The sequence below is a fragment of the Micromonospora sp. ATLC16 genome, from assembly GCF_057196645.1.
The window spans coordinates 1-13,848 of the sequence record NZ_JBXUOW010000042.1 but is presented as its reverse complement, the minus strand read 5'-3'; the positions used below and the strand labels follow the sequence as shown (position 1 = coordinate 13,848).

The following is a 13,848-nucleotide window of genomic DNA, read 5'->3' as shown; positions in this document are numbered from 1 at the left end:
ACCGGCTGAACGCCACCGCCCGTGCCCGCGTCGTATGGACGACGGGCCCTACCGCCCGCCACAGACCCCTCGGATGGGACGGTTATGGGCGACGGATCGGCGGCGGGCCGATGACCAAGGGACCAGCCGATCGACGGATGAGGGACGCCAGCGAACAGCCGACGATCGGCACCGACCTGGTGACCGCCCTGATCGTGCACCCCGACGCGGCGGAGCGGGCCGCTCTTGGCGCGGTACTCGACACCGGCGAGCGGATACAGGTCGTCACTCTCACCGATGACGGTGACGCGGCGGTGACCTTGGCACACCGGCAGCGCCCCGCTGTCGTCCTGCTGGACGACCGGGTCACCGCGCCGGGCAACCGGGAGCTGATCCAAGCCTTGGCCCGATGGTCGCGAGTGATCGTGCTGACCGGTGCCGCCGAACACCACGCGATCACGGCACTGCTCTGTGCACCGGTGCGTGGCTGTCTGGTGTACGGCCACTTCGAGGCAGCCGACCTGATCTGCGCCGTCCGTGCGGTCGCCGCCGGCCTGGCCTGGCTCTCGCCGGTGGCGGTGGCCGCGGCGACCTGGCGGCTACGGACCGCGCAGTAGGCCCCGGGGTCGTACCGCGCGGTCGCCTTCGCACCGGGTCATGGCATCGCTGTGTCGACCTGGTCGAGGGCTCCCCGCGCGGCCCGCAGCGCGTAGAACGACCGCGACCGGACCGTCCCCTCCGGAATCCCGATCCGGGTGGCCACCTCGGCCACCGAGGCACCGCCGTAGTAGAGCTCGACGAGCACGGCACGGTGCTCGGGGGTGATCCTGCGGAGCGCGTCGGCCAGGGTGATCCGGTCCACGATGCCTTCGAAGGCGTGGTCCGACGACGGCATCCAGCCGACGTCGATCCCGTAGATCTCGGTCGGTCGGGCGGCGCGGGCCCGAGCGGCATCGATCATCAGATGTCGGGCAACTATGAAAAGCCACCGGCGTACGGTGTCCGCCTCCGCCGGCAGCTCCGCCAACCGACGCCACGCCCGCAGCATGGTCTCCTGCATCAGATCCTCGGCGAGCTCGCGCTGGCCTCGGGTCAGGCGAAGCAGAAAGGAGTACAGCGGTTGGGAATTCGCCGCGAAGATCGCCTGCATCCGGCGCGCAGCCTCGGTGTCGGTGCCGACCGATCTCGTCGGGCAGACGTCGGTGGACAGAGCGATCGCCTCCTGCGGCCGGGATGATGTACGCGGCGTACCGGACGCTAGCGACTGACAGGGCCGGGATGCCTGAGGCAAAGGACCCAGGACGTGGCTCGTCACCCGGGCACTGGTTCAACCGACCAGGAAGTCGTCCTCTTCGACCTCGGGTCGCTCCTTCGGGCGGTGCGAGCCGCGTTTGCAGCCCGCGAACGGCCCGTTGGGACTGCGCAACGCCTCCATGGTCGGCCAGAGGTAGCTCTGGTGCCACAGCGCCGGGTCGGACGGCTGCGCTTGCGCGCCGGTCCGCTCCTGCCAGGCGAGCCAGAGTCCGTGCAGATAGGCGATCGCCTCCGGGTGTTCTCGCCACCGGGGACACCACGGCGAGTTGGAGCTGACCTCCCCGCCGTACACCGGAAGCAGGAGGTCTTCCACCCACGTCGAGAGCCGACCGAGTTCCTCGACGTACTCCGCCCCGTCGAGGTACAGGATGAAGAAGGGTTTGTCCTGGCTGGTGGCCTCAGCCTCGTCGCCGTCGGTCGGCGGAGCCGCCGGCGTCGAGGCCGCCTCGTCGGTCGGGATCGTCCGCGTCATGGTGTTCGCTCCACATCGCACTCGTCGGTGTCGGAAACGTCGGCCCGGCCTCCGCTGGGACCCAGCACGTGAGGGTGCCCTCGCTACCCGGATCGACGCCCGGGGTGGCGGTGAACCGCTCGTACGCGTCGACCCGGGCCTGCACCTGTGCGGTGTTCCGGCCGCCGCGCTCCAGGGGGCCGTCGATGGTCCTGATGGAGGGCGGTCTGCCAGGCCACCGAGACGTCGTTGCGGACCAGGTCGGGCTCGTTGAGCAGGTCCAGGCATGGCACCGAACGTGCACTCACCGAGCAACGCTGCGCCTTCGACATCCGGGTCGTCCGCCGAGTCGTTGTCCGGGTCATCGTTCCGAACCGCCGTCCGGATCGTCGTTCGAGGCGTCCTGCGTCGGAGGATCCGTCGGGGAGTCGGACCCCTCGCCGTCGCGGCTGTACTTCGCGAAGAGCCCCCGGATCTGGAACGGGTAGCTGCCCAGGGCGAGGACCGGCATGCCGCCCTGCGCCTCGACCGTCTCCAGGCCCATCTCCCAGGCCATCAGGGTCAGGGTGAGGTGATCGCCGACCACCTTGTCCTCGGACAGCAGCCGGTCGGTCTCCTCAGCCAGGTGACAGAAGTATCGGGCGTGGGCGTGGATCGAGTCCTCGTCGTCGAGTACGGAGGCTTCGCCGCTGTCGTCGTCGTCCTCGCCGTACTCGTCGAACACCTCGGGCGTCAGTTGCGACAGCCCCTTGCGACCCTCGGTGCCCTCCTGGTCCGCGTCGAACCCGGATGCGTACTCGATCTGCGCCGCGATGATCACAGGTGTCAGCAGATCGCACTTGCCGGCGGCGGACCTGATCGGCGCGACCAGATCCTGATCCGGCACACTCGTGGCGTCGAAGCTGCCCCGGCCGTCTCCGCCGGACAACTCGATCAGGGCGTTGGTGTTCGATGCCGATCCACCGCCGGCGGACGAGTCGGGCGAGGACGAGGACGAGGTCATCTGCGACCCGCCGGCCATCGCGAAGATGACGATCAGCACGATCAGGGCCAGCATCGCCAGCATTGCCAACGGCAGCGTCCCGATCATCGAGATGACCATCCATGCCAGCTGCGCCGAGTCGAACTTGGTCAGCGGCTGCGTCGCCCGCCCGGCCGCCTGTACCTTCTGCACCGCCACGCTGCTCAGCCGACCTGGCGGGACTCGCGGCGGCTCCACCGCTCCGCCGCACGTTCGGTGATGGCCTGCACCTCGGCCCTGGCCGCCGCGGAGACCATCTCGGCGTTCGCCTCCTTGTACCAGGGACGCAGCCGGATGAGCGCCGGCCGGACACCGGTGGCCAGCAGCAGTGCGGTGCCCTTGGGCAGGGCTCGGATCTTGTCCGCCGGCAGCACCTGCTCCTGTCGGTACGACACCGACCGGGAAGCGCCGTCCCTGGACCGGGAGTAGGTCGGGGTACGCACGTCGTGCTGGCCAACCAGACGGGCGACCTTGTCGACGAAGTCGGCGTCGTCGAGCCCGGCACCGAGCAGCTTGATGGTGGCGGCGCTCCACAGCGCGTCCATCCCCGCCTCGCCCCAGACCCGTACCCCCTGCCGATAGCTCTGCAACAGGGTGACCACGCTGATGCCTCGGGAGCCAAGGTGGCTGTAGAGATCCGGAAGGTCGGAGATGCGGCAGACGTTCGCGGCCTCGTCCAGCACGGCGGTCATCGGTGGATCCAGCCGCCCGCCCATCCGCTCGGCGGCCACCACTCCGGCACGGATCACGGCATCCGCCAGCCCGGCGATCACCCCGGCGGCGGAGCCGCCACCGTCCTTGGAGAGCAGGTAGAGGGTGTCGCGGCCGAGGACGTGTTCGTCCGGGATGAACTCCGGGCGGTCCGGGTCGGGGCTTACCCAGGCCACGATCTCCGGATCGAGCAGGCAGGCCACACACTGCCGGGCGGTCTCGTAGATGCCGTCGCGGGTCTCGACGGCCCCGCGTACCGTGCCCTGCAACTGGTCAGCCATGGCCGGCATGCCGACGTCGCGGAGCAGGTCCACCGGCGTACGGTCGGCCGGGTCCGCGAGCCAGCCCAGCAGCTCGTTGACGGACTCGCCGCTGCGGGAGGCGGCGAGGAACAGTGCCGTCAGAGTGTTCTGGGCCGCCGCGATCCAGAAGTCCTTCTTCGACGAGTCGTCGTTGACGGAGCTGACGAAATGGCCGGCCAGCCGTCGGGCGCCTTCGATGGTGTCGCAGCCACTGAGCATGTCCCACCACATCTCGCGCTCGGTGTACGCGATGCCCTGCGGGTCGAAGGTCCAGACCCGGCCGACCTTCGTGCGCTCCTGCCGGGTGACGGTGAAGACGTCGGACTTGTTCGAGGTGAGCATGACCGCGCCGGGGGCCCGGAGCACCCGTGGAACGGCTATCCCGGTGGACTTCCCGGCCCGTGGCGCCATCAGGTCCAGCTCCACGTCCTCGTAGGAGGAGCGCAGCTCGGGACCGGCGGGCATGAGGTCGCCGAGCAGGTTTCCGGTGTCGTCCGGGCTCAGCCGGGGACGGTCCTTGAGCGACGGGCGCAGGTCGCGGGCGCGGGACTCACGTTCCTTGCCGATCAGGCCGCTGAGTTCGCCGGACCGGGCCAGACTGCGGGGCTCCCGCAGCCGACGCACCAGCCTGCCCGCGAGTACGACCGCCGGGGTGCTACCGAGCAGGACCAGCGTGACCGCCCCGCCATAGACCAGGTACGGCGGCACCTGCGGCCAGACCTTCCCGGTGGCCCCGCTGATCAGGCTGAGGTAGACCTCCAGGGTGAACGGTGCGGGTTGCCAGCCGTGCCCGGTAACCGCGACGGCGATCGCGCCACCCAGCCACAGCAGGGCGAAGACCACCAGGTTGGCCAGTGCGAAGCCGGGAATCAGCCACGGCAGGTACTCGTTCCCGACTCCACCCGGGCGGCTCATCGGTGCCCCGTCCCCTGCTGCTCGTGGCCGTCTCGGTGCCCGGTGGGACCGGGCGTACCGGGCAGGTCACCGCCGGTCACCGCGCGCACCACGGCGGCCCGCTCGGCCAGCAGCCGTTCCGCCTCACCGTTGGCGATCCAGCGGGTGTTCGTGTCGTGCAGGTGGCGTTCGGTGTCGGTGATCGCGACCCGGATCGGAATGCCGGGTCGACCGCCAACCTTGATCAGGAAGCGGCCCCGGCCGGGCGGCTCCTCGTTGCCACCGTCCTGAGCCCAGCCCGGCGGCGACGACCAGGACGAGACCAGCTCGATCTCGCGCCGGGACAGCCCCACCACCCGCCCCAGGTCCTCCATCTCCGCCCTGGGCAGCCCGGCGCAGGCCACCATGCCGGCGCGCTCGACGAAGCCCCGGGCCTTGGCCTTGTCGGCCTCGTTGCCGATCGCCTCGGCGTCCTTGAGGGTGTGGGTGATCTTCGCGTCGGCGAGGCCGAGGGAACGGTTCAGCCGGGTGAGGGCATCGATGCGATCGACGATGCCGGAGGCGGCCCGCAGCGGTCGCCACAACTCGTCGAGCACGGTGAAGAACCAGCGCCGGGGCGCCAGTCCCGCGTCGGCCAGGGCGTGCGACGCGGCCACCGTACCCAGCCCGTCCGACCATGCCGCGAGCATCGCGGCGGCGGTCAACTGCCCGTCGGCCTCACCGATGCGGGAGATGTCGACGCAGACGGCGGTGGCGTCCGGGTCGATCCTGGTCGAGGTCTCCGCGGCGAAGGTGTCGCCCAACGGACCGTCGAGGATGCCGAGCAGTGATCGGTGCAGCGGGTCCACGGCGTCGCGGTAGCGTGCCTCCTGACCACGGTCGAGCGTCACCTGCCGCACCCGTGGCGGCCCCTCCTCGATCACGTTCAGCAGGTCGGGCAGCCGGAAGGTCCGCCCCACCGCGGTGCGCTCGCGCAGGTGGCGCAGGCAGGCGGAGAGCACCGACTGCTCGTGGTCACTGATCGGCGTGCCCCGGACGATGGTGAGCAGCGCCGCGACCATGTTGAGGACCCGGCCGTGGGTCTCGGCGACCAGCGCCTGCCCCGCCTGCCCGCCGATCCGCGCCGCGGCCATGCCCATCGCGCCCGGGTCCAGGATATTCAGTCCCCCGACGCCACGGGCGATGGAGATGACCTGTCCGCCGAGGGCACGGACGGTGTCGGCGTAGTCGGGTTTCAGGTCACCGAGCACCAACGGCACCACGCCCTGTGCACTCAGTCCGATCAGCATCCGGTTGATCAGCGTCGACTTGCCGAGACCGGGCATGCCCAGCATGAACAGCGACGGGTTGGAGATGTACCGGGCACGGGTGAACCAGTTGAGCGGGTCACCGCAGACGGTGGCCCCGGTGTGCAGGTGCTGCCCGAGTGGGATGCCGGTCATCGGTGCGCCGGATCCGGAGGCGAAGGGCCAGAGCCCGCAGGCCTGCACGGTGGTCGCCCGCCACATGGTGGGCGGGTCCAACGGTGCCACCCGACCCCCGCCGAGGATGTACGAGCCACGGTGCGGCACGCTGTCGTCCGCGTTGGCCTTGGCCAGCCGCCGCAGGTACCGCTGCTCGGCTGCCTCCCGCTGGGCCTGCTGCCGGCGTGCCCGCCGCAGCGCCCGGGGAGTCTGCTTGCCTGTCTCGTCGGGTTCGCGGTCCTGTGCCTCCGCGGCCGGTACCACCACATCGGACATGGCCGTGACCGGACCGGAGGCGTGCCTCGGCCAGCCGGCACCGAGATCCAGCGGCCGGGCACCGCCGGTGGGCGTCACAACGCCTCCCGCAACTCGTGCGGCACCATCGTCTGCTCCCAGGGCAGGATGCCGACCGGAAGGGCGCAGGCGAACGCGGCAGCCTGCATCCGGTCGGCCGGGCGCATCGCGATGCGGGTGGCACCCAGCAGGTTCCGCATGGTCACGTCGGCGTCCCGGGCGTCGGCGACCGAGTCGACGGTAAGCGTCACCAGCATCGAGAACTCCACCAGACCCGCACCGGAGGCCTCTTCGGCCGCCGTCTGCTCGGCGGCCTCGATCTCGGAGAGCGCGCGGGCCCGGACCAGGCCACGGGTCGAGTTGGCCATGAACTGGGCGTTCCGACGGTCCGACTCGACGATCTTGGCCGAGGTCGCCGGGTCGATCGGGCGGTAGACCAGCGCCACCCGTTTGCGGCGGACGCCAAGTGCCGGGTCCAGCAGGCTACGCAGCACGCCGGATCGCACGGTCCCGCGTGGTGCAAGGGTCAGCAGCCAACTGCGGGACACCCCGGAGTCGTGCTGGTAGTGGGTGACCGTCTCCACGGTGGCGGCTGGGCCGGCATCGGCCCACTCCAGGCCGGTGCCGCCGTGCTGGGCCCGTACGTCGAGCACCTCCGCGGCGACGGCCGGGTCGTAGGCGACCCGGACGACCTCGGCGATTCGCTCGGCCGACAGTGGTTCCGCCGACCCGCCGCCCGCCGCGATCAGCCCGCCCAGCACGCCGGGCAGCCGCAGCGCCAGGTCGGCGAGCATGGCGTCGTGGTCCCGCCGGGCACCGCCGGGGGCCGAGTAGGTGAGGGTGAGGAAGGTGTTCATCTCCGACGACGCGTCCGGGTACGTCTGCACGACCTCCTCCATCACGGCCCGCGCCGCGGCCGGCGCGTTCGGGGAGATGCGACCCAGCACCTCGGTGGCGAGGCGGGTGCCCGGGTCCGGCGCTGTCTCGATCACCACGGAGGCTCCCCGCAGTCCCGGCTCGTGCGACAGCCGGGACAGCCACTCACCCCAGAGCGCCACCCAGGTGTCGACCTGGTCCGGGTCGACGAGGGAGCCACCGTCCGGCTCGCAGCCGAGCACGATCGTGTACTGGTTGCGGTTGCGGTGATGGAGCACTCCGAACGGGCGGTCGTACGGGTCGCGGCCCTCGATCATGGTCACCCGGCTGAGCAGCCCGGGTGGACGGAACCGGCCACCCGGGCGCGTCGACAGCGGTCCGGCGGCGTACAGGTGCTGCCGCTTGGACCTGCGGCGCAGCCAACCGATCCGGACGGCCGCCATGTCGTAGACGTTGCGGCCGTCCTGGGTACGGACCGCGAGCGGCGCCAGCAGCAGCGCGAACGGCAGCCCCACCACCAGGGCCGCGTTCAGCGAGACCATTGAGGAGATCAGGACCAGCACCAGCGCACCGAACAGGACGACGGTCCCGACCAGGCCCAGTGAGCCCAGGCCCGCCTTGCGGGGGCGACGCCAGTTGCCGTACGTCGGTGTCTTGAGGGATTCCGCTGTCGTACTCACGATGAACCTTCTCCTTCGTCCCGGGCGTCAGCTAGCCGTCTGAGTCGGGCAGGGCGCCGCTGGCGATGTTCCTGGCGTGCCGGTGGGTGCTGGTCGCGGCGCGGGCGCCCACCTGCACCGCCGAGGCCGCGGCACCGACCGTCGCGGCCGCGACGCCGACCGTGCCCCGGGCGATCTGCCCGGCTCTCGACCGACCGCCGGACCCGCTGGAACCGCCGCTGTCGCCGGAGCCACCGGACGGGCCGCCACCGGAACCGCCGCCGGAGCCACCGGATGAGCCGCCACCGGAACCGCCGCCGGACCCACCGGACGGGCCGCCACCGGAACCGCCGCCGGACCCACCGGCCGGGCGACCGCCGCCCGATGCGCCGCCCGGTGACGAACTGCCGCCGCTCGGCCCCTTGGACCTGCCGGAGCGAGCAGCCGAGCCCGCACCGCCAGCGATCTTCTTCGCCCCACTCGCGACCGCTCCGGCCCCGGCGGCACCGGCGCCGGCACCCGCGCCGACGCCGTCGCGCGAGCCGAGGCTCGACATCGCGGGTACGACCAGACGCATCAGCGCGGGGAGCGCGACCGCGGCCATCAACAGGACGGCTACACCGGCGAGCTTGTAGTGCTTGGCGCTGTCCGCGTCTGCCACGTTGTCGGCGGCACCGATCATGGCGGCACCCGAATACATGATCAGCCCGACCACCGGTTTGAAGGCCAGCCAGGCGACCATCCAGGCGATGTGCTTACGCCACCACCCCCCGCCCCATTCGGACATCGAGGCCGCCGCGGCCAGCGGCAGGGTGCCGGTGAGCAGAACCATCACCCCGAGCCGGATGTACATCAGGATGACGTGGATGCAACCGGCGATCAGCAGGAGCAGCCCGATGATGATCAGCAGAAAGGCGGTGAGGCCGTCCGTGCCGCAGTTGGCGATCAGCTTGAGCTGCGCCTTGATGCCCTCTTCGTAGAGATGCTGCGAGTAGGCGTCCGCCTCGCTGGCGAGCCAGTTGACCACCCACCAGGCGGCCATCACGGTGAGCACCATCCGGACCAGGCCCATGAGCGCCACCACGAGGGGTTGCCCCTTGCGTTCCAGTGCCGTCCGGAAGGCCGCCGCCAGCAGCGACGCCACCGCGATAGTCACGACCAGCCAATCGGTCTGCAGGTGGATGCTGTCACTCAGGCTTTCGTCGCCGACGGTGGGGATGTCGCCGAGGTTGGCGAAGAGTTCGACCGCCGCACCCAGGATGGCGGCGGCGATGTCGCTGAGAATGCCGTCGATGCCCCGTTCGAAGAAGCCGACGACCTGGCCGATGGTGCCGATGTAGACGGCGTCACCAGTAGCGCACTCCGCCATGTCACACCTCGTTCCACAGCACGAAGCCGACGAGGGAGACGACGGGGTTCACCTGGCTGTACAGGCCGCCGGAGTTCAGCGGCCGGAGTTGCCAGTCCACCCCGTCCCAGTCGACGATGTAGTCGACCGAGGCATAGAGCGCCTTCGCCTGCCGGACCAGCACCCGGATGCTGGCGGTGCTCGGCGAGTACTTCAGCACGAGAAACCCGGCCAGGGCGTTCGTGGTCTGCACCGGTCCGGTCTCCGGCATCGAGGCCCGCATCGCGTCGAAGTAGTCCCGCCCCAACCCTGGCACGAGTTGCTGCTGGCTGACCGTCCGCCAGTCAGGTCCACTCATCTGGCGGGAGATGGTGTGCGCCGCCATCACCGCCCCCATCGGGGTGTGCGCGAAACACCACAGCAACGGACCGGTGGTCTTCAACGGACCTGCCGAAGCGGAGACCGGAGTCTGCGCGCCGTTCAGCGGCCGCCAGGTGATGTCCCGTGGTGCCTCGCTCGGCAACCGCTGTGCGGAGTCGTCGGTACGGCAGTCCTGCGGCCGGGAGCCGTCCGGACCGAGTGCGCCGATCACCGGCCCAGCGGGAGCCGCGACGCTTGGGTCGGCGTCGCGGCCGCCGCTCAGCGCCGCGACGGTGCCGGTACAGAGGGCAAGGGCGAGAAAGGCGGCCGACAGCTGCCAGCGACGGTGCTGCCAGAACGGCTTGTCCTCGTCCGTCTCGTCGTCGGATGCGTATCTCAGTCTCATGGCACCTACCGTGTTGGACGGATTCGGGTACGCGGTCGATGGGTGGCGCCCTGGCTCGACCCGGCCGAGCCGGGCGGGGTCAGTTGCTTTCGCCGCCGCCGCCATCGCCGAAGACCCAGGTGACGATCGGCCCGGCCAGGGCCACCAGGATGCAGCCGCCCAGCACCATGCCGAGGCGGCTCATGTGCTCCGAACTCTCGCCACGCTTGTGCGAGATGGCCATGACCGCACCGGTGGCCAGGATGCCGACGACACCGGCCGCCGTACCCACCCAGGCGATCAGGCCCAGCGCCTGCTCGACCTTTGCGGCGAGACCGCTCGGCAGTGATCCACCGGTCTTGGGCTGCGGAACCGTCCCGCCATCATCGGGTTCGGCGGGCGCCCGGAGCACGGTCAGAAGCAGAAGGCTCCGGTAGTAGACGTCGGGGAGGATCATTGGGTCTCCTTCAGAGATCAGGACAATCGTTTCGGTCACGGCTCGGGCTGGTGCCCGCACGGGCGTCATCCGGTCACGTCGAGCCACGCGATGATCGGGCCGGCAGTGGTCGCCAACAGGCACGCAACCAGCACGAACGCGAGGTGCTTCACGTATTCGGTCCGCTCTTCGAGTGAGCCGCGCCGCACCTGCGACGCCATCGCGGCGGCGGTGATGAGCGTGCCGGTCACGGCGGCGGCGCTCACCAGCCACGCCATGAAGTCGAGCAGTTTCGACACTGCCCTGTCCGAATTGGTGTTGATCGTGTACGGATCGATGGCCGGCGGTGAGAACTTCACGCTGTTGATCGGAGTGTCACACTCGAACTTTCCGGCGTGTACGACGCCCGAAATCGTGCAGCTCGTCGCCCCGGTGATCTCGACGTTGTCGTTGGTGACCGACTCGCCGGCGAGACCGGTGTGCATCTCGATGTCCATCTTCACCGTGTCGCCCGACGTGTACGGGGCGGACAGGTCGTAGGACCCATGCGTCGAATTCTTCTGTCCGGTGCAGATGCGGTCACTGCCGTTGCCGCGCGGCCTGGCCATGGTGGTGGTCGTCTTGAGGCAGAGGGTGTAGATGTAGACGGCATGGCTGCCGTGGATCCTCACGGTGTAGGTGTCCTCGGCCGCCAACGCCGCCGAGGGTGCCAGCAGGCCCATCCCCAGCAGGCTGACGATGACGGCCGCCGCGCTCCGGGCAGCCCTGGTCACGGCTGCCTCCGTCGCTCGCCGTGAGCACCCACCACGGTGGACAGGCGGGACAGTTGCCGGGGCGGTCGCTTCGGCTCCGCACCCACCCGGTACGACGGGATCCACGGCAGCCGGTGCACCGGGGCGATCGACCGCAGCAGCCGGATCCGGCCGAGCAGCGGCGACGGAAGCCGCCCCGGAGCGTCCGCGATCAGCACCACGCCGAGCAACCGCATCCCGGCCGGGTGCCGACCTTCACGCATCGCGTGCAGCGCGCGGGAGACCGCCCGCAGCCCGTCCAGGTTCGTCCGCCCGACCACCATGACCTGCGCGGGCTCGGCGAGGGCCGGGTCCGGCCACCGGCAACCGATGTCGGTGCCGCCCAGCAGCCGGGTGAGCGTGGTCGCGCCGGCACCACCGTGGGCACCGATCCACCCGACGCCGTCCCCGGAGAGGCCGTCCCGCCGCCAGGCGGGGACATCGTCGTACGCCCGGGTACCGGATGGCTCGTCCGGCCCCGCGCCCACGATCCGCCGCAATGCCACGGACCCGTTGCCCATGTTGCCTCGCCTCCCTCCGCTGCTCGCCTTTCCGGTCACCGGCGGATCCCAGGGCACCAGTGACAGCCGCTTAACGGCGCGGTAGGTCCCTCGGTTCAGGGCGGGTTCAGACTTTTTCCCGGCCCCGCTCGCGGCCGGCCACGAGCGGTCCACCGCGCCGGCCGGCCAGCAGGCGACCGGTTCTCAACACCACGGATGACTGCGGACCTGGGCGGATTCCGCTCCCGCCGGCGCGCTTCGCCGAACGGACGGGCACCCATGAGTCCGGGGGTCTGCACGGACGACCTCGGGCCGGCGGTTGGTCCACCGGCCCAAGTGCCCTTCCCGGTCCGCGTACCGGGTAGATGATGACCCCGTTCGCTACTTCCTACCCTTGCGCTGTTGACTGCCGCTGCCCTGGCCCGGGCCGGCTCCGGGCCCCCAGGCCGCCTGCGGATTCTGCTGATATCCGTAGCCGCCACCCGACGGGTGGCTCACCGAACTGGATCGCCCCACCGAGGGCCGTTTCACGCTACCTTGTGACTGCACTGCGGCGGCTGTGGCCCGAGCCACTCTCTTGTCATGGTTCTGGTAGAACTTCCTCAGTGCCTTCTGCACGTCTCTCGGCATAGCCGTCCAGGAGTCCATACTGAGGATCTCCTCCCGGTGCTGGATGAGGAAGTGGTTGCCGGTCTTGCCGGGATCCTCGCGTCCGGCGTTGATGGTGTTAAGGGCGGCAGCGGCGGCGGAGATCACGGTGCCGGCGAAGGCGATGTCCGTCCGTCCCGCCGCCAACGCCGCTCCAGCACTGACCAGCCCGCCGCTGGCGGTGAACAGGTTCGCCGCCAGCTGCACCGCCGGCTTGCTCCCCGCTTTGGTGAGCGGGTGAACCTTCGGGGCTGACAGACCGGTCTGCGGGTCGATATGCCCCCGCTCCATCGCCTTACGGGCGTCTTCGAACGTGTTGTACAAGCCACCGACAACGGTCATGACTCCGCCGGCACCCTGTACGTAGGACGCGGCTGATGCCGTAGCGGGATAGGCGCCCTGCATCGCGGCACCGGCGAGGCTCGTCACCATCCCTGCCGATTGCAGCCAGTAGAACGTCCGCTTGCCGAACTTCGCCAGCAGCGATCCGTCCTCGGCCTGGGCGACCACATCCGCGCCCGGCACGTCGTACAGCGAGACCGAACTTGTGGAGTCGTTCGAGCCGGTCGGCGATGGCGGTGAGTCATACATGACGCCTTCTTGGATCGGATCGAGCGGGTTTCCGAAGAAGGACGCGCGCTGGGTGTAAGAGCTGGAGGGCAGGGGCCCCTGCGCCTCGACGTCATAGTCCACCGGCGGCTCCGAGCCCCGCCGCCGCCGATCGGTGAAACTCAGATCATTGAACTCGCCCGACAGATCAGACACGGTGTGCTCCTTGCGTCATCGACGATTTCCGACGCCAGCAGGACGTGCCGCACATCCCGCCGGTTCAGTTCCGACAGGCGGAACTTGAAATCGTCGTCAGAGCGGCGGGAGCTACGGGAGCAGCCGATGGCCCGGGCCCGCCGGGCAGGCCCTCTCGCTCCAGCGGACGTCGATCTGCACGGAGTGAGGCGGAGGAGACCTACGGTCAGCGGGGTGCGGCGGGATCCCGGGCGATCGGCGCGGTAACGATCGCGGAGCCGTCGACCAGTCCGACGGTGATGAACGACAGTTCGTCGATGGGCAGGGAGGTCTCGCCGGCCACCTCCTGCGGCCCGGACGAGGCGGTCCAGTCGCGCACCACGTGGGTGACGCCGTCGCGGGTCACCGCGAACAGCCGGTACCGGATGCCCTGCCGCAGACCGGTGGCGGTGATCCGGATGGTGGCGCTACCTCCCTCGCCGGCGATGACGGCGACGGAGAGGCTGGCGCCGTAGCCGGGCGCCTCCCCCGAGGCGGTCAGCACCGGGTCCGGGCCGGCGGTCCATTCGTTGACCGCCACCGCCCCGCCGGCCAACGCCAGGACGACCACCGCCGCGGCGACCCACAGGCCCCGCCGTCGACGCCGCGGGCCGGCCGCCGACGGCGGACGCC

Annotated in this window: 13 protein-coding genes and 1 pseudogene; 1 reads left to right on the top strand and 13 read right to left on the bottom strand. The window is 70.5% G+C overall.

Going from position 1 to position 13,848, the window contains the following annotated elements:
• Positions 1-137 precede the first annotated feature (137 nt).
• Positions 138-596 (top strand): response regulator, encoded by a 459-nt coding sequence (locus tag AC2CHE_RS18045; RefSeq protein ID WP_484506064.1) that lies wholly within the window; start codon positions 138-140, stop codon positions 594-596.
• Between the two features lie 38 nt (positions 597-634).
• On the opposite strand, the gene AC2CHE_RS18040 is transcribed toward AC2CHE_RS18045, so the two are convergent.
• From AC2CHE_RS18040 to AC2CHE_RS17980, 13 genes and pseudogenes are all read right to left on the bottom strand, one after another.
• On the bottom strand, positions 635-1,129 hold the full coding sequence (locus AC2CHE_RS18040; protein ID WP_484506063.1) for a sigma-70 family RNA polymerase sigma factor: 495 nt from the start codon (positions 1,127-1,129) through the stop codon (positions 635-637).
• Positions 1,130-1,306: 177 nt separating this feature from the next.
• Positions 1,307-1,765, bottom strand: a complete 459-nt coding sequence (locus AC2CHE_RS18035; protein ID WP_484506062.1) for a DUF4913 domain-containing protein — start codon at positions 1,763-1,765, stop codon at positions 1,307-1,309.
• A gap of 340 nt (positions 1,766-2,105) precedes the next feature.
• Entirely contained in the window at positions 2,106-2,918 is an 813-nt protein-coding gene (locus tag AC2CHE_RS18030) for a lysozyme family protein (protein ID WP_484506061.1), read from the bottom strand.
• An 11-nt stretch (positions 2,919-2,929) separates the two neighbouring features.
• Positions 2,930-4,693, bottom strand: a complete 1,764-nt coding sequence (locus tag AC2CHE_RS18025; RefSeq protein WP_484506060.1) for a type IV secretory system conjugative DNA transfer family protein — start codon at positions 4,691-4,693, stop codon at positions 2,930-2,932.
• A complete protein-coding gene (locus AC2CHE_RS18020) occupies positions 4,690-6,489 on the bottom strand; it encodes an ATP/GTP-binding protein (protein ID WP_484506059.1) in 1,800 nt (599 codons plus the stop codon). Before AC2CHE_RS18020 ends, AC2CHE_RS18025 begins: the two co-directional genes overlap by 4 nt.
• Positions 6,486-7,985, bottom strand: a complete 1,500-nt coding sequence (locus AC2CHE_RS18015) for an SCO6880 family protein (protein ID WP_484506058.1) — start codon at positions 7,983-7,985, stop codon at positions 6,486-6,488. Before AC2CHE_RS18015 ends, AC2CHE_RS18020 begins: the two co-directional genes overlap by 4 nt.
• Positions 7,986-8,016: 31 nt before the next feature.
• Complete coding sequence (locus tag AC2CHE_RS18010) at positions 8,017-9,333, bottom strand: hypothetical protein (RefSeq protein WP_484506057.1); 1,317 nt, start codon at positions 9,331-9,333, stop codon at positions 8,017-8,019.
• Between the two features lies 1 nt (position 9,334).
• A complete protein-coding gene (locus AC2CHE_RS18005) occupies positions 9,335-10,078 on the bottom strand; it encodes a DUF8175 domain-containg protein (RefSeq protein WP_484506056.1) in 744 nt (247 codons plus the stop codon).
• Positions 10,079-10,157: 79 nt separating this feature from the next.
• The gene (locus tag AC2CHE_RS18000) at positions 10,158-10,583 is read right to left on the bottom strand and encodes a hypothetical protein (RefSeq protein ID WP_484506055.1); all 426 of its coding nucleotides are present in this window, start codon (positions 10,581-10,583) and stop codon (positions 10,158-10,160) included.
• Positions 10,580-11,188 (bottom strand): hypothetical protein, encoded by a 609-nt coding sequence (locus tag AC2CHE_RS17995; RefSeq protein ID WP_484506054.1) that lies wholly within the window; start codon positions 11,186-11,188, stop codon positions 10,580-10,582. Before AC2CHE_RS17995 ends, AC2CHE_RS18000 begins: the two co-directional genes overlap by 4 nt.
• 74 nt (positions 11,189-11,262) lie before the next feature.
• Positions 11,263-11,805 carry a hypothetical protein gene (locus AC2CHE_RS17990; protein WP_484506053.1) on the bottom strand — a complete coding sequence of 181 codons (543 nt, stop codon included), beginning with the start codon at positions 11,803-11,805 and terminating at the stop codon, positions 11,263-11,265.
• Positions 11,806-12,165: 360 nt separating this feature from the next.
• The gene (locus tag AC2CHE_RS17985) at positions 12,166-13,197 is read right to left on the bottom strand and encodes a hypothetical protein (protein ID WP_484506052.1); all 1,032 of its coding nucleotides are present in this window, start codon (positions 13,195-13,197) and stop codon (positions 12,166-12,168) included.
• A 205-nt stretch (positions 13,198-13,402) separates the two neighbouring features.
• Positions 13,403-13,848, bottom strand: a pseudogene (locus AC2CHE_RS17980) (hypothetical protein); the annotation flags it as partial.

Excerpts from the sequence above, each read along its gene's own strand:
- AC2CHE_RS18045 (WP_484506064.1), top strand. The coding sequence starts at position 138 with ATGAGGGACGCCAGCGAACAGCCGACGATCGGCACCGACCTGGTGACC.
- AC2CHE_RS18040 (WP_484506063.1), bottom strand. The coding sequence starts at position 1,129 with ATGCAGGCGATCTTCGCGGCGAATTCCCAACCGCTGTACTCCTTTCTG.
- AC2CHE_RS18035 (WP_484506062.1), bottom strand. The coding sequence starts at position 1,765 with ATGACGCGGACGATCCCGACCGACGAGGCGGCCTCGACGCCGGCGGCT.
- AC2CHE_RS18025 (WP_484506060.1), bottom strand. The coding sequence starts at position 4,693 with ATGAGCCGCCCGGGTGGAGTCGGGAACGAGTACCTGCCGTGGCTGATT.
- AC2CHE_RS18010 (WP_484506057.1), bottom strand. The coding sequence starts at position 9,333 with ATGGCGGAGTGCGCTACTGGTGACGCCGTCTACATCGGCACCATCGGC.
- AC2CHE_RS18005 (WP_484506056.1), bottom strand. The coding sequence starts at position 10,078 with ATGAGACTGAGATACGCATCCGACGACGAGACGGACGAGGACAAGCCG.
- AC2CHE_RS18000 (WP_484506055.1), bottom strand. The coding sequence starts at position 10,583 with ATGACGCCCGTGCGGGCACCAGCCCGAGCCGTGACCGAAACGATTGTC.
- AC2CHE_RS17990 (WP_484506053.1), bottom strand. The coding sequence starts at position 11,805 with ATGGGCAACGGGTCCGTGGCATTGCGGCGGATCGTGGGCGCGGGGCCG.